The following is a 24,413-nucleotide window of genomic DNA, read 5'->3' on the forward strand; positions in this document are numbered from 1 at the left end:
CTGTTTATATTTTCCATCGCTTTAGTTTGCTGCTTGACCGGCGAGATTTAAAGTCATTCTCTTCAATAAAAGCTGAACCAGTGGTTTATTGAAAACACAAGTCACATAATTGTCAAATGTAATAATGTACATACATATTAATGAGACAGAACGCTCCTTGTAGAAAGGAGATAGTGGCTTTTTATCTTTGGTCAATTGTTGAACGAATATATAGCCAAACGAACTTCATTGCGTTCACTATTTTTTTTAAATGATAAACTATTTTAATATATTTGGGACAGTTGCCGCTATGATACCTGATATTTAGGTTAATTATTTGATTTTAACTGTGTTGGTTGTCGTTTTTGAAACAGCGCATAGCTTGGTTATTTTAGTTAGTTAACATGCTCAATTAGTTACCATTTCGATAGTCATTGTATTTGAGATATTAACTTTCCCATAAAATAAAATACAGTAAAATTATGCGACCACTGATTCAAAAGCTTCCTTACGATAACCAGACCTCGTTTGTGACCCGGACCTACCGTACTCCACATTTCGAGGTGGGCTGGCACCAGCATATCGAACTGGAACTGATCTTGTTTACAGAAGGCTCTGGTCTGGGCTTTGTGGGTAACCATGTAAGCGAGTTTGAAACTGATGATATCTATTTTATCGGTTCTAACTTACCTCATACTTTTCAAAAATCTTATCCTGAACTAATCACCAGTGCGGTAGTAGTGCAGTTCCGTGATGATTTTTGGGGAAGCACTTTCATAGAACTACCTGAGATGCAGCCGGTTCGGGAACTTTTCATGCTGGCTTTACAAGGCCTCAAACTGAACACCGGCGCCAGAGAAAGTCTGGCCCCCCTTATCAGGAAACTTGAATTCGTAGAGGGGTTTGAAAGGATACTACTGCTCGGGCAATGTTTGCAGTTAATGGCTGTGCAAAAGGCCTACAAATCTTTATCTACCAGTCAGGTGCAGATGCACAATCCAAAGAGCCGGGAGCGGATTGACCGGGTTTTCCAGTTCACGGTCGATAATTTCAAGGAACCTATTAGCCTGGAGAAGGTTGCAGCCATCGCTTGCCTGAGCGTACCGGCCTTTTGCAATTATTTCAAAAAATCTACTCAAAAAACCTATATCGATTTTTTGAATGAAACGCGGATCAGCTATGCCTGCCACTTGCTGCTCGAGACGCTTAAACCGATACCTGCGATTGCCTATGATTGCGGGTATAATACGTCAGCAAACTTTCACAAGCAGTTTCTAAAGGTCAAAATGACGACTCCATTACAGTACCGGAAATTGTTCGTGCTGGGGATGACGGAAAAAGGCGCCAATACCGGTATTGTTGATGTCAGCAGGTAACAATTGTAATTCTAGATTCAACCTGCTTCAACTGGTTATCTTAAATACATATAAACTCAGGGATTCCATAGCATTATCTGCCGCTATTAAGGAAATTATTTTATGTACAAACATATTTATATTTTAACAACGAAAATCATTACAATAAAAACACTTTTGGGCACTCATAGGTGAAAGCATTGTATTTATGTCAGCTCCCGGTCTAATAACTGGCTAAGCTTTTCACAGGAAATGAAACTGAGGGGAATTCCTATAAAGAATTTCGAACTTCATGTTACGTGGGTATATCCGGATGAAATCCTGGCAAATTTCTTTGAAATAAAGACCGATCGCAAAATACTGAAAATGGAAAGGGTAAGAGGAAAACCAAATGAACCATTCGTTTATTTTGTTTCTTATTTCCATCCACGCGTGGGCTTGACTGGTGATGAGGATTTTAAAAGGCCCTTATATGAAATATTAGAAAATGACTATTCTGTTATTGCCACCTTATCTAAGGAAGAAATAAGTTCCATAGCTGCAAATGAACTTATTGCCGATAAACTTAAAATGGAAACTGGCCAACCTGTTCTATTCAGAAAACGACTGGTATTTGATCAGGCGGGGAGGCAAACTGAATATAACCTTGGGTATTACAAAGGAGACAGCTTTGTGTATGCCGTCGAAAGCTCAAGATAAGGAAATCAGAGTCTTTACCCCCTTATTTTGTGGATTTATTAGTCAGTGTTTATCCTTGAATAAATCTGCAATTGTAGAAAGTGAAGATCACTTATAACATTTACATTTCTTCATAAACATTGAAAACAAATACTAAAAAAATCCTTGTAACTACCGTCATAATAATTGGCATTGCTATTCAAGGATTGGCTCAACAAAGACACAAATTGGCTGTACAAATTATCGCAGACAAAAAGCTGGATACTGTATACAAAAAAGCTACAGATATTTTAAGCAAAGGCTTTAATGCGGGTGACGGCTATCCACAGGTTTGGATACGCGATTTTAATACTTTCATTGAAACCTCGTATAAAGTTTACAGGCGTGACAGCATCAGGGCAAATCTTCTTACTTTTCTCAAGCTTCAACAAGCCAACGGTGAAATTGTAGACGGGTATGTATTAAAAGGTCATGTAACCTGGAATGATCCAAATATTTATGTCTCTTCAAATGAAAACTCCCATGTCGGTTTTAAGAATACCGTAGAAACAGACCAGGAAACGTCGTTAATACAGGCTATGGCCAAATATATCCGCATAACCGGTGATAAATCCATTTTGCAGGAAAAGATAGCAGGGAAAACCGCATTACAACATCTGGAGGTATCCATTAGTTATTTATTAAAAAACCGCTATTCAAAAAAATATCATCTTTTAACCGGAGCTACGACACAGGATTGGGGCGACGTACAGGTTGAAGGCGGCGCAGTAGTTGATGTTGATGAAAACACCCATTGGGCTATGGACATATATGATAACGCCATGTTTGTTATAGCGCTTGATGACATGGCCGGCTTTTATAAAACCGGGCCGGAACGGCAAAAGTGGCAACAGCTAAAAGCCATTACTATAACCGCTATCAGAAAATTCCTTTGGGATGCAAAAAATCATAAATTCATTCCGCATTTATACATTGCTAAATCACCTTTCCCGATAAGTTTCGATGAAAACAAAATCTACTTCCATGGTGGAACGGCGATAGCTATTGAGGCTGGGATCTTATCAAAACATGAAATCCGGCTTGTTAATCAGGACATGCTAAGGAATGTCAAACTATCCGGCGCGCCGTCTATTGGTTTAACACTTTACCCTGTGTATCCTGAAGGTATTTATAAAAACTCGACAGCATCAAAACCTTTTGTATATCAAAACGGCGGAGACTGGACCTGGTTCGGCGCCAGAATGATTCAGCAGCTTATAAGTCATGGATTTATTAAAGAAGCTTATGCTGAATTACACCCCATGGTCGCCAGAACAATTAAAGACAATGGTTTTTATGAATGGTATGGCGTTGATGGCAAACCCAACGGTTCCGCAGCTTTTAAAGGCTCGGCCGGGGCATTGGCAAAAGCGATTGACCAATTGAAAGAGTGGGCAAAAAACAATTAATTAATACCTAAATAAATAATCCCGACAATAATTATAGCAGTAATATAGTATGAGCATGGGTATAGGTATGTGATCTTACAAAATCAGATATAATGTAACCTAATAACTCTACCTGTAGGGAAATAAAGCCGTACGGTAGTACAATTACACTCCCGTTAATTTCTTTCGGTTGTATGCCCCAATTGACCATTGTAGTTTTGGCGAAGATTAAGGAATAGCTATGGACCTCACATGGCAGGCAACGAATTTACAAATCTCCCAAACAAAAGCACGGGATAAACGATATTCATTTAATCCGGCCTCATTCGCTGGCCTAGTCCGACCCCTACGAGGCTAATATTTTCGGTATTTACAAGGTGCGAAGTTTTGATAACGCCATTGATTGATGAAAAAATTCCATTTTACCCTTACCTTATTAGCCCTGTGTGGCCAGGTAAGCTTTAGCCATGCGCAAAAACAACCAACAACGGGCATCCGGTTTTCCACGGAAAACTGGGCTTCAGTGCTCAAGACCGCCAGCCGGCAGCATAAACTGGTTTTCGTTGACGTTTACACCTCCTGGTGCGCTCCTTGCAAACGTATGGAAAAAGAGGTTTTCCCGCTGGTGGAAGTGGGCAAAGTTTATGATTCGCTTTTTGTCAGTTATCGGCTGGATGCCGAACACGGCGAAGGGCCCAAGTTCGCCGCTGCTTATGGTGTTAAAGCTTATCCTACCTACCTGTTCCTGGACAGCGCTGGTAATTTATTATATCGTAGCGGCGATTATTTGAAAGCTCCGGCGTTCATCGCCGAAGGCTTGAAGGCGGCTTCCGCAAAGCAGGCCGGTGAAACACTGGCCGGACTGGAGGCGCGTTTTAAAAGCGGAGACCGGCAACTTGCCACCCTGAAGGCATTGCTGGTTAAACGGACGAGCCTGGGTATGGACAATGCGGAAGTCCTTAATGCCTATGTCGGGGCCATATCACCGCAAAGCCTGCGCAACCCCGAAACGGTCATCTACCTGAGTCGGCATTTGGGCAGTACCGTATCTGCCGCGCTGCCGTTGGTTATCGAAGGTTTGAAGGGACTGGACAGGGAACAGCAAAAGCAGGTTAGTGACCGCCTGTACAATGAAACCCTCTATTATGCACTCGGCAACGCGATCAAGGACAAAAGATTAAGCGATGCGGCAACTTTGCTGGCAGACGTCGACAAGATCCGCCCCTGGCTGGCGGAACAGCGCCTGCCTTCGGCGGATAACCTGGCGCTGCATTATTACCAAGCGGCCAAGGATACTGCCGGCTTGAAAAGAACCGGCTACCGGATGGCCGCTAAACAAATGGCCGTTCCAATCGACTCTATCAAAAAGACAGATAGCGTGTTGTTTGTAAAAGTAATGGAGCCCTTCCTGACCGGCAAACAGGACAGCACGAAGATTCCTGGCTTCGCAGTAGAGAAACGCCTGGCAGCCGTGCAATATTCAGCGGGCATCGCAAGTACCCTATATACAGTGGCCAACGCTTTCAAGCTTACCCTTGCGCCAAAAGATAAAGCACTTTCGGATGCCCTGGAATGGATGCGCTTTGCCTGCCGTGTCTACCAGAACCCGGCTATACTGAAATTAAGATCAGAACTGGAAGCGATGCAATGACCACTCGCTTCGATGGGTTTCCTGCAGCCAGGAATCATCGCAAATATCAAACGCTATTGCTGTGCCATTTGTAAATTCAATAACAAAGGAAATTCGAATTTCCGGATAGTTTTACCATTTAAAGCCGCAAAGATCTTCTCCGCCTGGTTAAGCATTTCCATATTTCCATGAACAAAATATATAAGTTCATGAAATAATCTTTTTGTAATGGAGCGTCCCGTATTTTCGCCAAAGCACGAGTAATGAACCGAAAATAGGGGGCGAAACGGGGCTCCGGCGCGCCGGAGCCCGTCGGGGAGTTTTCACGGGATGGTGTCAATCCGCCTTAATATATTTATATATTTAGTGCTGACTGACACCAGAAAATTCAAGCCACTTTTAACGGTTGTGTCCTGAAATCTCTAAGGTTCAAAAAGAACCCCCTGTTAAACAACATTCCCTCCCGGAATAATTGCCATAACAACGATGCTCCCAAGTTTGCCAATGCAGAATTGATAAATAAATCCTGTTTGGTCAGGGCTTCGGCAAGCGAACAACTTGGCGTATTATCGCCAGCTTCTGATACAGACAAAAGTTCGCCAAATTCATCAGTTATCATCGGCAACACATCTGTCGTGCGATACTGTTTGGATTCAGGCTGCTTGATTTTACCGATGGTGGATAAGATAACCTGCCCTGTTTCCCTGCTGTTGCCAAAATCCATATAGTACAGCGGTTGGCTACGGCTGTTTCCCATGCTTTTGTTCAGCTTCTTAAGAATCGCAGCTATCTCCAATCTGGCCTGTACAGTATCTACACAGCCTATGGTGATTGTCGCCCATGCGTTCTCTCCATTATATGACTTATCGTATTTTTCGGTCACAGCTTTCCAGTTGGTGCCGAAAAAGCGGTTGATTCGATTTATTAGGCCAACGGATTTGTGCAAGCCCAATTCAGCGGTTGTAAATAATTGCCGTCCTAAATTCGCTTTGGTGACTGTATCGTCATCAAACACGTTGACCATTAAGCCGGGATGATTGAGCGATATCAATGCCTGGTTCATTCTTGCCAAAGCGGTCAATACCTGTCCACCCGTACCGCCTGCACCGATCAGGTTGATAGTAACGGGATTATAGGGCCGTAAGAGTTCTTTGTTCACGATATGAACCGCAGTTCTTTTGTCTTCTTTGATTAGCTTTTTCATCTGATAATGTCTTTTAATGTTTTACCGTTTTTGATTAATTCATCCTGCGGGAAATCCCTGCCTGTGCCGATCTGTCCCTGCCATAACTGGATTAGATTGCCCTTAGAATGCCGATGATTGCCGAGCGTATGCGTGAAATAGCTGTTAAAGAAATAGCTCTCCCATTGGGTCATCAACTGCTCCAAATAGGTTTGCCGGTCAATCTGCACATTAACCGTACCCATACAAACGCTACCGTTTTGAGACAGATTGAATAAGGGGGCATAATAAAGCGGAGTATCAGCATTAGGCTTGTTTTTACCTTTCAGGGCAAAGACCTCCAACCGCTCTTTCGCCGCCTTCCATAACAGGGCGGGTATTTTGGCTTTACCCGATGGAATACCTAAAGCATCGCTAAAAAACAGGTTGACTTCCTGTGGTGTCGTGTACCAAACCGCATAGCCATTGGTTTGACTGTTGACATAAATTAAATTCTGCGGTATCACACCCTTGCATTGCAGATAGTTGTTTTGAAGTTCCTGTGTCGATTGCAATAACTCGCTCAAGGTGCTCATTTCTTTCAGCGATAAAGGATGCGCATTAATGGGATTGCCGTGTTTACCGATGTCATAGCTTTCCACGTAAATCTCGGTTGGTTTATACTCATAGTTCTCACTTTCCTGTTCGGCTGACTGGTATATCAGCAGGGCTTTGACAGGCAGGTATTGTTCATTAAATTGCTGGCTCACATTGTTCATGATCGTAACGGTTTAACAGCCTGCTCAGGTCGTTTATGAGGTCAAACAGGCGGGTTTCAAAATCAAAATCAGCTGTTATACTTTCAGGCGGGTAATCGAATAAAGTTACATGTGCAGGTTCATCCATATAGGCAATTTCCTGAAAATGGTTATCAATCATCTCAAACAGGCAATCCTGAAAACAATCGTTTCCACTCCAGTAAAAGCTGATGTACTGGTCTGCGTAAATGCGATCTTCGTCCTGTGGATATAACAAGGCGGAATGGATATTATCGAATATGGAGCGTGCGGGGTACTGCCTGTAAAGCTGTAAAAAACCATCCGCTACCAACTTCCAATCCTGTTCCTTTTTACGGGGTTGAAAGTTCTGAACGACACTTTCAAATGTTATCAGTTTTTGCGGGTCAATAATTTGCGCATAGATTTTCAAGCCCGCATTGTGCATCGTGTACAACTCGTCCAGTTGTTTGTCCCGGCAGGCATCATCTTCCTGATCATCATTCACCCATTGTTCCAAGGTTTCGTACTGGCTTGCCAGATAACTGTCCTGTTCCGTATAAAACGGAACTCCAACCACCTGCTCCAAGTAAGCGAACATGCTGATTATCAATTCAGCCAAGCTTTGACTTTGACCGCATTGCATCCAATGCCATAAGGGACGCACGGGGATATAATATAAGGTCATGTTGGTATCGAACCGTTTAACGGTCGCCAATGTGGCCACATGCCTTTCGTCCTTTGCGATGATGCACAACAGCTTTTCATCGATGGCCTTTAGTTGCTGATAGATGCTTTGCTGTGTTTGGTAGATATTTTGCGGGAAGCTATCATTTACACCAGCGGGTATCTGCAAATCATAGTGTTGGCAAAGGATGGAAAGGGAATATAGAAACTCCCTTTCTGCCCTTTCCCTGCTTCCGCTATATTGCCAAAACGGTGTGAACCTGTGTCTTAAAAAACCATTTCGGTCAGCCCGGCGGGTGCGCTCCGCATAGGGTTGCGCTGAACCTCTCCGGCATCGGGCAAGCGGTTTAACTTGTCCACGAACGCCCCGAATTGCTGTTGTAGCTTCCATTCCCTGTTCTCCTTTTTTATCTTAACCACCCTTGTTTTTAGCTCTCTTATCATGGCTTATCCTTTAAACCCCATCGTACTCTCAAATCGGTACTGCACTTCATCATCCTTAATTTCAGGGCCGATGATTTTCGCATTGGTGAGTACGGGATAATTAGTGGAATAAAAATTCTGTACATCGTTTGCGGTAAATTCCGCTCCGGGGTCTGCCAAACGTACTTCCTGTCCGTTTTCCTTATGCAGAAACACCCTTTTTAATTGGTTAACTATCATGGTCGTATGATTAGCGTTAAACTTCGGTTTGTAAACTGGCGTAGAGTTTCTGCCGTTGCTGCAATTGCTCCCGCCTTTTGTTGATTTCGTTTGCCTTATCAGGGTATTCATCCACATCAGGCAATTGGGCAATAGCTTCCTTGTATTTCATGTCGGTGTTCAACCGGTTCACCCGTTGCATAGCCTCGTCATACAGGCGTGCTTTTTCCACTAAAGCTTCCGTTTCATCGTGCTGTTCCTCCAAATCATCATGCACATCATCCTCATGTTCCTCCGCAGGTTGATTAAACAGGCTGTTATCCACGGCTTTCTTATTATCGACCGTTGCCGTTTTACCGCCCGGTTTTTCGGGTTGTTTTTTGGCCTTGTCCAGTTCGGCCTGATAAGCCTCAAGATTGGCAAACAGCCGCACGGTTTGTTTCGTGGGTTCGCCTATTTCCGTAAAGAACTCTTCATCCAATTCCTGCGCAGTGGCTTTTAACAGCATCGGCGGGATGTTTTTACCCGAGGTGATTTTGGGGTTGTTATTCGCCAATAGCACCGATACGGTAAGCGTACCGCCCTCGTGTGGCTGGATATTGATTTGCAGCGTGCCATTGATTTGCAAACCTGCTATCTGTTCAAAAAAATTCGTTTTCATATCGTTAAAATTTAAAGTGGTTAAAGCCTGTGATGGCAAGGAAAAAAACGCCCGCCCAAAGGCAAATTGTCCCGATAAAATAAATGCCTCTCTCCACGATGACCGTTAAAATGAACCTGCCGTAAGTCGGGAATTGCTGCTGGCCACCGATGCCCCGGCGGTTAAACCTGCGCCTGCCGATGTTATACCGGGCAAATAACCCGATGGTTATCAATAGCAAGCCGCACGTTAAGGTGTATGCACGATGCTTTTCCATTATCTCGTAATTTTTAATGAGAGGTGGCCGTTACCACCTCTGTTTTTTGGCAAAAGATTTGATTTCTGTTAAGGATACCTTATGGCAACCCACCCGGATGAATCTGCTGTTGATTTCGGTGATATTGTACCTGCCTAAAAAGGTTTCTCCACAATTTTCACAACCGCCTTTTTCAAGGGACGCCAAAACGAAACTGTAAAGCAGACGGCCTGCGGATAATGAAAATTCAACCCTTTGGGTGGTTTCGATTATTTGATTAGCCTTATGAAAGCGCAGGTAATCAAAACCGTCAGCAGTCCGCAGATAATGAACTTTGAATTTCCGCCAGTCCTTCAACCGTGTTTTCTGCAAACGCAGGGCCTCAGCTTGCGCTCTTTGTTCCTGTGTTTTTCGCAGTTCCCGCTCCTGTTGCAATAAATCATGGTATTGTTCACCACTTTGAATTTCACCCGCCTTTACCAACACTTCGGGCAGTTCATAGTCAAAGAAATCCGCATAGCGCCTGGCTTCGTCAAATACCCGCCCGATTTCCAGAATGTGCTTTTGTGGCTTACGGGCACCGGCAAGTGAATCAGCAATATTCCTGATGTCGCCATACCATTTTTCAAAAAGGTCTTCCTTTGACAAATCAGGATCAGGCACAGGCAGTTTATCCAAATGGCGGGAAGCATTCCGGACGATCGTTACATGCGCCGAAGTTGACCTGCTGTAAGTACGCCCAGTGAATAACACGGCCTGTTCTCCCCTTTGATTGGCCACATGTTTGGCTATCAGGAAATGACGCCCATAGGAATAGATGTTGTCATCCTCAAAAAACAAGTTGCTTGCCTTAGCGCTTTCCCCGATACGGTTCGCCCAATTGTGGGCTACCGTATAGATATCTCTAACTCTTTCCATCTCTCTCGCTTTGATTTCTGATAAACTGCCGTTCCTCAAGCTAATTTTTTTGCTGATGCGCCTAACAAGGTGATTTCATTAGTATAAAAGTTCAGGCTTGCCATTGGTTCACCGTCACGGCTCACCCAGGGCTGTGCGGTCATGTGTCCGTACAATTGGACCAATAGTCCTTTGGTCAGATAAGGCGCTATTTTAGCAGTACGCCAGTAAGCGCAATCCACATAAGTAGTTTCCTCTTTTTGTTCCCCGTTCGATGTGTACCTGTGGTTAATCGCCACCCGGAACCCGGTTACTTTTTTGTCGTTTTTTGTTGTTCTCACAGCAGCGTCTGCTACTACTCTTCCGATGATTTCCATTGCTTTTAATTTTAATTCTTAAAAAAATCTGTTTGTCAATGACCATTTCGGCAGAACCCTCATTTGGCCTTTGATAGAGGCAAAAAACTTGCGCGGGGGGCAAGCGGGGCAAGGCTGCCGCAAAAAATACGACCCGAGCGCAGCGAGGTGTGGAGATTTTTTAAAGCGGCACTCGCATGGCCTTGACCGCTGAAGAGGGGTAAATTTGCCTCCAGCAAAGGCTAAATGAAACAGGATTTCAAACTTGGCAGCAGTCCGGGAAAAGTTATGGAAAAGAAAGTTTGAGGTAATTAGGTCAGGATTTTATCCGGCTAAAAGGACAACTGCCCTTCCGGCTACCGTTGCCGGACGAGGCATCCGGAGGGCCCGGTTATCCTTTCCGACGGGTCTTTTGTGAGCGCACAAGGACTGTTTTGGTCATCATATAGGCATAAGCGTAATTAGCTCCGCCAGATAATGTATAGAAATAGTAATAGATGCCGTTTCGTTTAAATAGGACCCGGCCTTCAGAATAACCAATTCTTTTGGTTGGAATAGAAATTTCCGGGCCTTCCATAGTTTTTCAGTCTTCACTTAGTTTGGCTGCTTTTCGACGGCACCAGAATACGGAGGCTTGCAAGCCTTATCCACAAAAGGATCCCCGTCTATGTCAGCCACAACAGGCTTTGTCTCTTCCCTTTCTTTTTTGGGCTGGTTAAAAAAAACACTCGTTCCATTGCTGAACATAAAGGGACCTTCCGGTCTGTTCGCCGTTAAATGATAAGTACCGAGCCTTGAATCAGGCTTAACAATGGTAGCATACAAATGATAAGGTGTACGTTTTTTTAATTACCATGCCAGGGGTCCCATATCTGAAATAGCGCTTTTTTTCCCTTCCGGGCCATAGGTATAATGTTTGTTCCAATCAATGCCCGGAAAAAAGCGTTCCTTTATAGCTCCAGTTAACAAGGTCCTTTGAGGTCCATACTACTGGCGGTCTCATTTCCTGCAAATCATGGTCAAGAGATGACCGGTTGAGGTAAAGGCCGGTTATTTTGCCGCGCTTTAGCTTCAAAACCGACAAATAAGAGCCCCAATAAACCTAAACTCTTAAAAAAACTATTGTTCATAAGCATTCTTTACTCAGATTTCCGCTGTCCAATCGCGATAGCCGATCGGCTGGTAATATCTTGATATTAACTGAATTCCAGCAGAAGTCTCGACTTTCGAATGTAGTTGTTTAAATAAGAAGATCCCAAGACCATTCATACTCCACCATCTGTAACATTTTTTTTATTCTCTGAATTTTATAGCTCATAACATCATGCTGCAATTCCCCCGACTATGTGTTTTGTATCATTTTCATATAAGCCTAACAATATCAATCAGCCGGCCATTTCCTTAACGAGGCATTCTTCACATATCAGCCGATAAAGACGCCTGCCATATCTGATGTTTTGTACCATCCCGGCATACCCGGCATTTTATCTGTTCTCAGTTTTCCATTAATGCGAAGATTTTCGAATACCACATTTTTGAACTTCCTGAGACCACTGTAGCCGGCGATTATTGACGTCATTGCTGTTGTTACTTGCCCCGCAATGCCTTTACTTATGGATCACTGGTCAATTTCTGCGGAATATCCAACTTTGATCACCGTATTAAGCCTAATTTCGGTATAATAAATTAAGGATTATAAATCTCTATTTTATCATCATTGAAGTTCAAAGGCAACCATAAATACCCGGACTTTTCCAGATTGGTTTTATCCCAAACATCACCCATAAAAATAAACGCTCCTGGCTTGTTAATAACAGGTTGTACAAATGCTCCCTGTGAGAAAAAGGTTACCTCTGCATTTGACCCTTTACATGGATTGCCCTGCTCTTTCCATGGCCCCATAACATGATCAGCAACCGCGTATGATGCCGCATTCGGCGACCAGCCCGAACAACCTGATGTAATTAAATAGTACTTCCCTTTATTTTTAAAGATAGCAGGGCTTTCCCTTCTCTTATTCTCAAATATTCTTACGTAAGTTGTTGTTGGTTTTAAATAATCATCACTCAACAGGCAAACATGCATGGTGTTATTATCCTCAGAAGAGTAAATCAGGTAAGCTATACCGTCTTCATCTTTATACAAAGTCATGTCCCTTAACATTTGGTCATTGGGTTTTATGCTGCCCTGGTATTGGTACGGCCCGGACGGACTATCACTTATGGCAACTCCGCCCCGTGAGTAGTTATAGTCATTCTTGTCTATGTGCATCCACATCACAAACTTCTTTGTACGTCCATTATAGATCACTTTAGGTCTTTCTATCACCCTGCCGGTATCCAGGTCATTACCCGGGTCATTAACAACCGATTTTAAGGCTATTCCCCGGTATTTCCAATGTTTCAGATCGACAGATGAATAACAAGATATCCCTCCTGCCGGAACCCGGTAATCTTCCCAGTTCTGGCCTGGAACAAGCCAGGTTTTCCCATTTTTTATTTCGCCAAAAAGGTAATAAACACCTTGATGATACATTACACCAGGTCCGTGGGCATTGATGGGCTTACCATCTGTATCAAGTAATACCCTACCATGTGCAGATGTATCGGCAATAGATTTGTTCGTATTTGCAAAGGCTAAACTTTTAATAACTATTAATAATGTAATAAGTGAGATGTGTTTCGTTTTCATTTAGGTTGACGTTATCAGGATATAAATTGACTGGAATCATTATCGGCGATTCCAGTCAAAATTGTTTAACTTTTTAATTATTTTCAATTCAGGCCCAATATGGAGCAGTGTTGCTGTTTAGTTTCCTAAGTTCGGATTTAATTGCAGATCGCCGGATGGAATAGGCAAATAGTATTGCGGCGTTCCAATTGGGGCATTTTCTGACGGATCTCTGTTAGCAATAACCTGGGTTAGCAGCTGTAAACGTACTATATCAAACCACCTGGTATATTCGCCCGCAAATTCCCATGCTCTTTCATTAATGATCGCTTTTATAAAATCTGCACTTGATAAACCACCCAAAGGAACTAAACCGGCACGTGAACGTACTGCATTAACACTGGCGTAAGCCTGGTCATTGGCAGCGCCGCTCCTGGCTTGTGCTTCGGCATATATCAATAAAACATGGGCATAGCGCATCATTTGAACGGTACCACTTGAACCGTCAGTACTGCCCTCAACGGGTGCCCTGAATTTCTCAAAATAAGGATGTTTTACAGCATCGCTCTGCCATGGTATGGTTGTACCATCAGACTTTTTAATGACGGTGTGGAAAGTGGCATCTTTTCTTGGCCCGGCCGGGAAATCATTGAAAAATTTGATTTCGGTAAAATAATCATCCCAGCCGTTTTCTTCTCCGGGCATTGCAGAAGAACCATAAAGTGCATTTGAATTAAACCAGTTACAGGTACCGCAATTATGAATGGCAAATACTTCTTCAGATGTTGTTGTTCCTACCCTTGTATTCTGCCATAATGTGCTCAGATCAGATACCAGATCAAAACCATAGGCAGCCTTATTGTCAATTACCTCTTTTGCCTTGGCAGCTGCCAAGGCATATTTTGTATTATCGTTAACGGGCCAACCGCCTTCTGTAAGGTAAACATCTGCAAGCAGTGCTGACGCGGCGCCTTTTGACGTACGACCGGCATCTAATTTTTTGTTCTGCATCAGTTTTTCAGCATTCAGCAGATCGCTTTCGATTAGTTTATATACTTCGGCAGGAGCAGATGTCCCCACCTTTAAAACATCCGGGTTATAAACTTCCGATGTGATTAGCGGGATCTTTCCCCATAGTCTGATAAGCCAGTAATAATCAAGCGCGCGCAGGTAATAAGCTTCGCCCAGGATTTGATTGATGGTGGCAGCATCGCCTGTGGTTGATTTATAATTGTTAATGATGTTGTTAGCACCCTGTATAGATTTGTAACAGCCGTTCCAGATATTGAGCATCCTTCCGTTAAGATTGGAAACATGGTATTGATCAAACTCCCGCAAATCGGCCTTGTTGCTGGCCGGATGTGTGGTCAGGTCATCGGAGCCCATTAACACAGCAACTACCGCTGCTGTAGTAAACCCGCTTACCCAGGTGGTTGACAATGGTTTATAAGCACCTACCAATGCTGCATTTAAACCGGCTACGGTACTTAATGCCTGCGTTCCTACTACCTGTCCTTTAGGGTCTTCTACCAGCGCCTTTTTACAGCCCATTACCGACAGGATCATTATTATAATTAATATCTTTTTCATAATTTATCTTTTCTATAAGTTTAAAACTTGAATATCGCGCCCACATTAAATGTCTTCGAGTTAGGATAAGAACCAAAGTCAATGCTTTGGGTAACATCCGAACCCGAACCCGCGTTAGTGGATTCCGGATCAAATCCTTTATACTTGGTTATGGTAAATAAATTGGTTGCACCTATAAATAGCTTAAGGTCCACATTTTTAATAGTTCCTTTTGGCAGGTGATAAGAAATATTCAAGTTCTTTAGCCTTACAAAGTTTCCGTTCTCCAAAAAACGGCTCGATTCAAAATAGTCTGTATTGGTTGAACTGAATGCAGGTATATTTGATGTTTCATTAACACCGGGTATATACCTGTTCAAAACCCCTACGTTGGTAGCTTGCTTGGCATCTGCATTAGCGGTTATGGAACTGGCATAAGTGTAATCAAGCTTACTAAAACCTAATAACGACTGTACAAATATATTTACTGAGAAATCACCATAAGTAAAGGTATTATTCCAACCCAGCGATTGTTTAGGCGTACCGTTTCCGATGATCTGAAAATCACTACCGTTTATCGCATTGTCCCCGTTCAGATCCTGATAGTGTGAATCACCCGGCTTATTGCCATATTTGGCAGCTTCGGCAGCCTCATTTGGTTTCCAGGTTCCCAAATATTTCAATCCCCAGTATGACCCAAGCGCATAACCGGGTTTAATAATAAATTCAGGTTGGGTTGACAGGCCCGCACCTGCGTTTGCAACACTTTTGTCTGAAAACACACTGGCTAATGTACCTAAGCTTTTAACAAGATTTTTTTGAAACGTTATATTAAATGAGCTCGACCAGGTAAACTTACCTGATTGTACAGGTGTACCACCAATGTTAAATTCAAGCCCGCTGTTTTTCATTTTCCCTACATTACTGATAATGTTCCCTCCACCGGCATAGGCAGGCAACGGAAGGGATAAAAGCAGGTCCCTGGTATTCTTAATATAGGCATCGGCTGTAAAACTCAATCTGTTGTTAAATAATGACAGGTCTAAGCCCACGTCTTCTGCTTGTGTTGTTTCCCATTTCAGAAAAGGATTGGCGGCATTACCCAGTACAATCCCTGAAGAAACCGACGTATTGTTAAAACTGTTGGCAGCAGAAAAGGCATCGCTAAGATAGGTTGAAAGCGTAGCATAAGGGTTAATGGCCTGGCTACCCGTTAAACCCCAACTGCCCCTGATTTTAAATGTATCAAAAAGATTCAATTTTTTAATAAAGGGCTCTTCAGAAAGCTTCCAGCCTAAAGCCACTGATGGAAAGGTACTTTCCTGGTTAGTGGGTTGAAACTTTGAAGATCCATCCCGCCTGACAGAAACGGTCAGCAAATATTTGTCTTTATAAGCATAATTTACCCGGCCTAAATAAGAGATTAAAGCTGATCCTGAATAAGCAGAACCTGCCGATTGTGTAGTAGATAAGGCAAGGTTATCATAGCCCAGGTTGGCAAACGTAAGGCTATTAGCATTGGCGCTAAATCCCGTTGAGGTATATTTTTGTTGCTCAAATACCGCGGTTACATTTAAGCTATGTACGTTGTTGAACAGGTGCGAATAGTTTAAGGTATTGGTATTTTGTAAATTGAACAATTCTGTAGATGTGCGGCTGGCGTTTGGAATGTTATTGGTGACAGATGGTCCGGAATAATTTTTTCCCTGAATATTTTGATAATCTACACCAAAACTTACGTCTAATGAAAGGTCCTTGAAAAAATGGTAATTCGCACCTCCGTTTAAAGTTACATTAGAGTTGTCGACGATATTTTCCACGTCGTTTGCCAAAGCAACCGGATTATAACGAATAGAGCCCAGCGGATCTACAATGGTATATGTTCCGGCGGCTGTCCTTACCGGTGTAGTGGGTGCCCATGCCAAAGCCTGGTTAACAGAGCCACCGGTACCCTGATTATTTGTATTCAGGGTTTCTCTTCGTATGGCTGAAATGTTAAGCCGGGTGGATAACTTATCAGAAAACTGTGAATTAATATTTGACCTTAGGGCATACCGTTTATAGTTTGAGTTGATAACTATACCATCCTGATTCAGATAATCTCCTGAAATAAAGAATTGGGTTTTGGCATTGCCACCTGAATAGCCTAATTTATATTCCTGTCCGGGCGCTGTCCTGAAAACTTCATCCTGCCAGTTAGTTCCGCCAGTAACCCTGAAATTATCTATCTGCGCCTGGGTAAAATAAGGTGATATACCAAGAGCCGTATTTCGGGCATTTACCGTGGTAGCAAAATCAGCCGCACTTAGCAGATCCATTTTCTTGATAACCCTTGATGAATAAAATATGGGTGTAAGGGTTATTTCCTGCTTTTCAGCATTTCCTTTTTTGGTGGTAATTAAAACTACGCCATTTGCTCCCCTGCTACCGTAAATTGCGGTGCTCGATGCATCTTTCAAAACTTCAATATTTGCAATATCATCAGGGTTCAGGTTGTTAAAATCGCCGCCTATGAAACCATCAATAACATACAGCGGATTGTTATCCCCAAGTATCGAATTGGAACCTCTCACCCTGATCTTAACATCACCACCGGGTGCTCCGGAATTGCTAACCACCTGCACCCCGGCAACCCTGCCTTGTAAAGCCTGGTCAACACGGGTAACCGGTTGATCCTTAAATTCTTTGGATGACAGGCTGGATAGGGAACCGGTTACATCAGATTTCTTTTGCGTGCCGTAACCGATAACAACCACTTCTGACAGGTTTTTACTATCTGGCAACAGCTTTACGTTAACCGTAGACCGACCGTTGATATCGACTTCTCGTTTTATATATCCGATGTACGAAAACACCAGCGTGGCATTTGCTGATGCCACATTAATTGAATAATGGCCGGCATTATCGGTGACCTGCCCCGTTGTAGTGCCTTTTACCCCTACGCTTACCCCGGGTAGCGTAATTCCTTTTTCATCTTTTACAATACCGGAAACGCTCGATGTTTGGGCACCGGCAATAAATGAATGGAACGCAAATAACAGGACAAATAAAGCTACCAGCTTTCCTCGCCGAAACACTTGCCCGGAATCAATATTCAGCGGTAATGTAATGGGTAAAGCCCCATTAATGGAATGTAAGTTTTTACTCATAATAAATAATTTTGTAAATAATTAGGTTATCGAACGTTACCATCCATGCCAGCTAAATCAGTCAACTCAAGGAGGCGGGATATAACAATTGGTTGATACAAATGAATAGAAAAAACAAGCAGGTGAGTGCGCTGTAACGTCCATATTATGCGCTCAAATAACCTAAAAAAGCCCCATAATGAGCATTATGAGGCTTTTTAGCTATTTAAAGTATTGACTAACCTGTTTTAACTTCTTTTATAAACTGAGATGGCGTTTTTCCAAACTCTTTTCGGAATGCTTTTTGAAAGTATGAAACACTCAGTATCCCGATACGTTCAATAAGCTCAATTTGGGTTACATCTTCGTGGGTCATGATATAAGCGGCTTTTTTCAATCTGATAGTTCTCACAAACTCATTGATAGACTGGTCTGAAATACTTTTTATTTTTTGATAAAGCTTGGAGCGGCTTGTAAACATGTGGCGGCAAATGAAATCTACGTCCAGTTCCGGTGTTTGAATATTAGTTTCAATCAGCTTAATTAATTTATCTAAAAATGCTTTGTCTTTAGCCGAATGTACCAATTCGGTAGCTTCTGCATAATAATCCTGCGTGTACTTTATTTTTAGCTTTTGCTTTTGCTCAAACAGGTTATGTATAGTTAACAACAGCAAATCGGTACTTAACGGCTTGGAAAAATAATAATCGGCGCCAGATTCCAGCCCTTCCAGCCTGGCTTCCAAAGCGTCCTTTGCTGATAATATCAAAAAAGGGATGTGGCTTGTTTCAAATTTCTCCTTTATCTGTTTACATAGCTCAACGCCATTCATAACCGGCATCATCACGTCGCTTATTATTAAATCCGGAACTATTTCAATAGCGAGGTCAAGTCCCTGTTTCCCGTCAACCGCTTCATATACCAAATAGTGCGGCTGTAACACATCCTTTAAAAAAGATCTGAGCTCATCATTATCTTCAACCAGCAAAATATGTTGCTTAGCAGCAGTTTTCATTTTGGTTTCCTGCACTGGTATCTCAGACTGAGCGGGCATAAGAATCTCTGTATGGTCAACTTTCTCCAGCATAGTTACTGCTTGACCTGCATTATGCGCATTTCTTTCAGCCTGTGAATAATTTACCGCGCCAAGCGGAAGCGCTATAATAATTTCAGTCCCTTTATAACGCTCACTGTAAACATAAATATCGCCTTTGTGCAATAATGTTAAGCTTTTCACCAGTGCAAGTCCCACACCTGAACCCAGGTGGTTATTACTGATCCGGTAATAACGGTCAAATATCTGACTAATTGATTCTTTTGAAATGCCAATACCTGTATCTGCCACTCTGAAGTATATATATGAGCCGGCACGATGTTCATTTAACAAACGGTATCCGGCATCATAAGCCGGTTTGAAATCATCAAAAGCAAAAAAAACATCAAGGGTAATACCACCTCCGGCGGGCGTATATTTAAATGAGTTGTTTAACAGGTTAAATAGTATTTTTTCAACAATTTGCTGGTCAAGCCAAATTGATGTGTGCTGCTCTGCAAGTTTTAAAGTATAGGCTATGTGTTTATTATCGGCCAGCTCCTCAAATTCATCAAACAGGGCGTTGATAAACCCACTGAGGCTTATCCGGGTTACCCGGAGCTTAACGGCGCTGTCTGCCACTTTGCGAAAATTCATCAACTCATTGATCAGGTTGATCAGCCTTTTAGCATTCCGGTACATGATCTGGTAGGTATGCTGATAAGCGGTATAGGTATTTTCTTTAATTAAACTTTCTAAAGGGCCAATTATCAAAGTTAACGGCGTCCTGAATTCGTGCGATATATTGGTAAAAAAATGCAATTGCTGTTGATAAAGCTCTTCTTTTTGCTGATGCATCTCTTCGCGTTTCTTTTCTTCCACATCACGTACGGCAAGCTCACTTTTTAGCCTGTACCACCGGGCCTGATAAACATAGATGCCAACCAATCCAGAAAGAGCTAGTATAAAATATATAATTTTGGCCATGGTTGATTTCCACCAGGGAGGAGTAACAATAATTGAGAGAATGGCTTTGTCTTTGCTCCAAACCCCATCATTGTTAGTTGCTTCTACTATTAAGGAATAATCTTCATAATCAAGATTGTTATATGCGGCTGTAGGATTATTGCCATTCGTAAATTTCCAATCTTTATCAAATCCTGTCAGTTTATACCGGTACCTGCACTTCTGCGGATTTGCATAATGCATAGCAGAAAAAGAGATTACAAAATTGTTTTGAAGGTAATTCAGATTAAGCCTGTTGCTATAACTTATTGATTTTTCCAATATAATTTCCGAAGTCCTCTCCTCACCTACTACCACTCTTTTACTATTGACGATGAGATCAGTAAATACAGGATGGGCTGCTATTTTGTTTGTTTTAATACTATCCGGAAAAAAATAATTGAGGCCGTTGATCCCTCCAAAATACAATCTTCCGTCTTTACCCTTATAGGATGCGCCTACTTTAAAACTATTTCCCTGTAAACCATCATTTTTATCAAACCTTACCAATTTGTTATTGCCAGCATCCAAACATTCCAACCCATTACCACCCATCCATACTCGGCCTTTATCATCCAGCTCAATGGTTTCCACATCATTAAATACACCATACCGGCTGCCGTACGTTTTTACCCGATAGGTGTTATCCTTTTTTAACACCAGATAGTCCAGACCGCCACCTATGGTACCCACCCAGTATGAACTGTCACTTTGTTTTTGTATAGGAAAAATATAGTTGGAGCTCAAAGAATTAGGCCGGCTATTTACCTGGTAGTGGAAAGTTTTGATAACATGGCCTGAGCTATCAATAACCAGCCGTGTAAGACCATGTATACTTGAAACAAGTAATTCAGGTTTGCTTTTGTCTGCCCATATCAGGTAACCCGAGCCCGAACCCCAATATTTAACCCGGTATAGGTTTTTTTTATCTTGGCTTATACAGCCAAACCCATTATAATAGCTGCCAAACCACATATTACCATAACAATCCTTTGTTAAACTGGCAATGGAATGGACCGGAAATTTTGCATAACCGGCAGGGTGCCACAAACTATTGCGTTTTTGGTTAACGATATCAATACCTTTATCAGTCCCTATCCATAAATTGTGGTCATTGTCTAATTCCAAAGCATCAATTTCATTGCTTTTCAGTTTTACCGCGCTGTTTTCAGCATTATAACGGGTGAATTTTCCAGTATGAAGATCATACTCATTCAAACCGCCGGCATTGGTACCTATCCAAACCTTTTGACCGGATTCCTCCACTATTGATCTGATGTGATTCCCTGACAAAGTATTAGGAACCTCTGGGTTATGCTGAAAGGTATAAAACAGTTTCGCATTCAGATCGCAAAAATCAACTCCACCGCCAAAAGTGCATACCCATAAACATTCAGAACGGTCAATAAATATTTTATCCAGGTAATTGGTATTCAAGCTTTTGACAAAACTCTGCGTGGTAATAGTTTGTTTTAAATTAAACGCCTTATCCAATAAAAATAGCCCGGCATCGGTACTAACCCAATAATTCAGCTTTTTGTCCTGTATAATATCATTGATAAATGAACAGCCCGGGATCAGAAAATGTTGAAAGGAGTGTATTTTTAAAGCCGGTGCACCTAGTGACGACAACAATTCCCGGCTGTTTTCCTTAGCTAAAACAATGGTTGTACCTTGCACAACCAACACCTGATTTTTGCGGTTAAGAAATACTTTACTTAAATTATTGAAGTAACGCCCTACACCATCAATAATATCAAAATGCCAGAAATGATACGAACGATCCAATACCCAGGCACCACGATTGCTTGATAACCAGATATTACCTGCGTTATCAAGGGTCATATCAGTATATCTGATGCCACGTGGATAGTTTAAGGAAATATCTACTAAAGTTTTACCGCTTATTTTAAATAACCTGAATTGATCTTCTGCAAGAGTGGCTAACAAATTACTTTTTAAAGCAAGCAATCGGGTGTAGGTTTTATTGCCGGTATTGTGCTGTACGTTATCAACATCCGTGTATTTCTCTGATTGGGGGTCAAAGAATTGAATACCATCTTCTGAACCTAACCAAATTCTGTCATTTTCATCAAGGCACATGCTTCTGATCCGGTTCTTGAAGGAATTACTCTTTGGGACACTGTTATTATAAAACCTTTTGATAGCATGTCCGTCATACCTATCCAATCCAAACAAGGTAGCAATCCAGATAAATCCAAGCCTATCCTGTTTAATCTCTTTAGCGTCCGTATGCGATAGTCCATCATCAACAGTCAGATAAGAAAACCTTAAAGGGTTTTGCTGGGCATTTACAGCCATCTTTCCGGAAAGAGTAAAAAAAAATATAATGCCTGCCCTCGCAAAGGTTTGAACGATTACTCTCCAGTTCATGATCATTATTAAACCATAAAGTTAACATTCCAGAGGAGTAATTGGTTAATTGAAGTAATCTGATAATTAAATCAATACACCTATCACGGTCAATCATATAGCACATACATCAGGCTGCAATTCTCCCGGCCATGTGTGTTTTGTATCACTTTTCATATAAGCGTAACAATATCAATCAGCCGGCTATTTCCTGAACGAGACATTCTCCACATGTTCGCCGATAAAGATGCCTGCCATATCTGATGTTTTGTACCATCCCGGCATACCCGGCATTTTATCAGTTATCAGTTTTCCATTAATGCGAAGATTTTCGAATACCACATTTTTGACATTCCTGAGATCATCGTAGCCGGCGATTATTGACGTCATTGCGTTGTTGCCATTGTAACTTAGGTTTTTGAACGTAACATTTTCTATGCCCCTTCCTGGTGATGTACAATATTTTTTATTAAAAAACACACGCAGATTAAGCAATTGCCCATGCCGAAAATCCTCAATCCGAATATTGTCGAAACTGACATTTCTGATCAGATTGCTATCGCCTGCGTTTAAACTCAGGCATCCCTGGTAATCTAATTGACCTTCCATATGATCCAATATATCCAGGTTTTGATAAGTCAGTTCTTCAAGAACTACAGGGTCTGTTGTGCTGCCGTGCGTACCGATCAGTATCGGATGGGCCACATCAGCCCAAAGTGTCGAATTTTTCATTATTACGTTTTTGCAGCCGCCTTTGAATTCTCCACGGGAACCATAGACCGTTGTACAATCATCCGAATTTCTATTAAATACCCCATCGAATACGACGTTTTTACTTGAAACAACATTCATCCCGTCTCCCCACCGCCAGTAGCTGATTGCTTTTACATTGTTGATCATGACATTTTTCGAACCTCCGGTGAAGCACTGACTGGAAATAATACCGTCTACCTCTACATTCTTAGACCAGGCAATTCTAACCCCTTTGCCGGCAGCCTGTTCGAGCATACCCCTTCCCTGTATCTTAACGTTACTAACCTTTTCGATTAATATCTGGCCGCTTACCACCGCCCCGCCGGCGATATATACGGTCTTTCCAGCAGGAACTTTTAACTTCCCTCCAGCTATCTGGTGATATCCCGGACCGAAGTAGATCACATTTGTATCGTTTGGCGCGGGTATATTTTCCTCTATTGGATTTGCAAAAAGCTGAAGGTTACCGAAAATATCGCCATTAACTTCTATTGATAGATTGGCCGGTTTTTTCAATTTGAAAAAAATCGTCCGGTTTTTCAAATCATGTTGAATACCATAAGAAAGCGGCCTGATTCTCGCGGTCTTGACCGGGCCTTTATTGAAGGTAACGGAAACCTCAACCTCACCAGAGAAATCGAAATAGGCCATTGATGAAGCCTGTTGCTGATGTTGAGTGCCGATGACCCTATCAACTTTAATGAGATATGCGGGCAGATCCTGCCATTTTCCGCCGGGAACTCTTACACGCACTGTAAAGGATTGATTTTGGGCGATACCAACAGGAGCCGGATAGGCTTTGAGCTTATTCTCAGCTCGTCCGCGGCTTACAAACACAAGCAGAAAGCATATAATACATAAAAATTGTCCGAATGTTCGATACGTTCTAATTTGTTTCATAAAATATTAGGAACAGCGCTTACTGCTTTTCGTGAAAGACAAGAAGAAACATTCGGGATACTCAAACAAGCAATTCTTACTTAACGAAGCTTTCAGCCCGTAAAACCAGGTCGTTATATTTCCAATTTATTTCAGTTACATTTTGAATCTTTCGATTTGAGGTACGCGTATGTTTTATTTTAAAGCGATTAGAATTTTACTTGTATTTTTTTGAGTATAAATATTTCGCGCTCTTATATTACCTAATGGCGGCCTGCCTGATCAGATCAAAATCGGCTCCAATTATAAAGCAGTGCATTTGAGTCTCGGGGTATACCCGGGTGTTTAAATATTCAAGATAAACGAAACCAGTATTCAGGATTTGTTGCAAAAAGTTGCATTCCGGCATGAGCAGCAGGGGCATTCAAAACACTTATTTTTTCTCCATTATAATCCCTATTATAAAAGTTGTATCGTCTAGCACTTTCCATTTAATTGAGGTTCGTTAAGTACTAAAT

19 protein-coding genes are annotated in these 24,413 nt (G+C 42.1%); 4 read left to right on the forward strand and 15 right to left on the reverse strand.

Going from position 1 to position 24,413, the window contains the following annotated elements; genetic code table 11:
• The first annotated feature begins 461 nt into the window (after positions 1-461).
• From AB6735_RS12105 to AB6735_RS12120, 4 genes are all read left to right on the forward strand, one after another.
• On the forward strand, positions 462-1,355 hold the full coding sequence (locus AB6735_RS12105; RefSeq protein WP_370996188.1) for an AraC family transcriptional regulator: 894 nt from the start codon (positions 462-464) through the stop codon (positions 1,353-1,355).
• Between the two features lie 231 nt (positions 1,356-1,586).
• Positions 1,587-2,033 carry a GntR family transcriptional regulator gene (locus AB6735_RS12110; RefSeq protein ID WP_370996189.1) on the forward strand — a complete coding sequence of 149 codons (447 nt, stop codon included), beginning with the start codon at positions 1,587-1,589 and terminating at the stop codon, positions 2,031-2,033.
• A 206-nt stretch (positions 2,034-2,239) separates the two neighbouring features.
• Positions 2,240-3,460: a hypothetical protein gene (locus AB6735_RS12115; protein ID WP_370996190.1), complete on the forward strand. Its 1,221-nt coding sequence runs from the start codon at positions 2,240-2,242 to the stop codon at positions 3,458-3,460.
• Between the two features lie 385 nt (positions 3,461-3,845).
• On the forward strand, positions 3,846-5,090 hold the full coding sequence (locus AB6735_RS12120; protein ID WP_370996191.1) for a thioredoxin family protein: 1,245 nt from the start codon (positions 3,846-3,848) through the stop codon (positions 5,088-5,090).
• Between the two features lie 367 nt (positions 5,091-5,457).
• On the opposite strand, the gene AB6735_RS12125 is transcribed toward AB6735_RS12120, so the two are convergent.
• From AB6735_RS12125 to AB6735_RS12195, 15 genes are all read right to left on the reverse strand, one after another.
• On the reverse strand, positions 5,458-6,273 hold the full coding sequence (locus tag AB6735_RS12125; RefSeq protein ID WP_370996192.1) for a PRTRC system ThiF family protein: 816 nt from the start codon (positions 6,271-6,273) through the stop codon (positions 5,458-5,460).
• Entirely contained in the window at positions 6,270-7,010 is a 741-nt protein-coding gene (locus AB6735_RS12130; protein WP_370996193.1) for a PRTRC system protein B, read from the reverse strand. Before AB6735_RS12130 ends, AB6735_RS12125 begins: the two co-directional genes overlap by 4 nt.
• Positions 6,985-7,863, reverse strand: coding sequence for a hypothetical protein (locus AB6735_RS12135; RefSeq protein ID WP_370996194.1), 879 nt, complete (start codon positions 7,861-7,863; stop codon positions 6,985-6,987). Before AB6735_RS12135 ends, AB6735_RS12130 begins: the two co-directional genes overlap by 26 nt.
• A gap of 98 nt (positions 7,864-7,961) precedes the next feature.
• Positions 7,962-8,138 carry a hypothetical protein gene (locus tag AB6735_RS12140; RefSeq protein ID WP_176851928.1) on the reverse strand — a complete coding sequence of 59 codons (177 nt, stop codon included), beginning with the start codon at positions 8,136-8,138 and terminating at the stop codon, positions 7,962-7,964.
• 3 nt (positions 8,139-8,141) lie between these two features.
• Entirely contained in the window at positions 8,142-8,357 is a 216-nt protein-coding gene (locus AB6735_RS12145; RefSeq protein ID WP_370996195.1) for a PRTRC system protein C, read from the reverse strand.
• A gap of 16 nt (positions 8,358-8,373) precedes the next feature.
• Complete coding sequence (locus tag AB6735_RS12150) at positions 8,374-8,997, reverse strand: PRTRC system protein E (protein ID WP_370996196.1); 624 nt, start codon at positions 8,995-8,997, stop codon at positions 8,374-8,376.
• 4 nt (positions 8,998-9,001) lie between these two features.
• Positions 9,002-9,253 (reverse strand): hypothetical protein, encoded by a 252-nt coding sequence (locus AB6735_RS12155; RefSeq protein ID WP_370996197.1) that lies wholly within the window; start codon positions 9,251-9,253, stop codon positions 9,002-9,004.
• Positions 9,254-9,283: 30 nt separating this feature from the next.
• Complete coding sequence (locus AB6735_RS12160; RefSeq protein WP_090463807.1) at positions 9,284-10,150, reverse strand: hypothetical protein; 867 nt, start codon at positions 10,148-10,150, stop codon at positions 9,284-9,286.
• A gap of 35 nt (positions 10,151-10,185) precedes the next feature.
• Positions 10,186-10,506 carry a single-stranded DNA-binding protein gene (locus tag AB6735_RS12165; protein ID WP_090463804.1) on the reverse strand — a complete coding sequence of 107 codons (321 nt, stop codon included), beginning with the start codon at positions 10,504-10,506 and terminating at the stop codon, positions 10,186-10,188.
• Positions 10,507-11,908: 1,402 nt separating this feature from the next.
• Positions 11,909-12,064 (reverse strand): hypothetical protein, encoded by a 156-nt coding sequence (locus AB6735_RS12170; RefSeq protein WP_176851927.1) that lies wholly within the window; start codon positions 12,062-12,064, stop codon positions 11,909-11,911.
• A 107-nt stretch (positions 12,065-12,171) separates the two neighbouring features.
• The gene (locus AB6735_RS12175) at positions 12,172-13,176 is read right to left on the reverse strand and encodes a glycoside hydrolase family 43 protein (RefSeq protein ID WP_090463800.1); all 1,005 of its coding nucleotides are present in this window, start codon (positions 13,174-13,176) and stop codon (positions 12,172-12,174) included.
• Between the two features lie 117 nt (positions 13,177-13,293).
• The gene (locus AB6735_RS12180) at positions 13,294-14,745 is read right to left on the reverse strand and encodes a RagB/SusD family nutrient uptake outer membrane protein (RefSeq protein WP_090463797.1); all 1,452 of its coding nucleotides are present in this window, start codon (positions 14,743-14,745) and stop codon (positions 13,294-13,296) included.
• 20 nt (positions 14,746-14,765) lie between these two features.
• Positions 14,766-17,873, reverse strand: coding sequence for a TonB-dependent receptor (locus AB6735_RS12185; RefSeq protein WP_090463794.1), 3,108 nt, complete (start codon positions 17,871-17,873; stop codon positions 14,766-14,768).
• 217 nt (positions 17,874-18,090) lie between these two features.
• On the reverse strand, positions 18,091-22,284 hold the full coding sequence (locus AB6735_RS12190) for a two-component regulator propeller domain-containing protein (RefSeq protein WP_176851926.1): 4,194 nt from the start codon (positions 22,282-22,284) through the stop codon (positions 18,091-18,093).
• Positions 22,285-22,467: 183 nt separating this feature from the next.
• A complete protein-coding gene (locus AB6735_RS12195) occupies positions 22,468-23,916 on the reverse strand; it encodes a glycosyl hydrolase family 28 protein (RefSeq protein ID WP_090463788.1) in 1,449 nt (482 codons plus the stop codon).
• Positions 23,917-24,413 lie beyond the last annotated feature (497 nt).

Origin of the sequence: Mucilaginibacter sp. RCC_168, assembly GCF_041355315.1 — a bacterium.
Lineage (GTDB): Bacteria > Bacteroidota > Bacteroidia > Sphingobacteriales > Sphingobacteriaceae > Mucilaginibacter.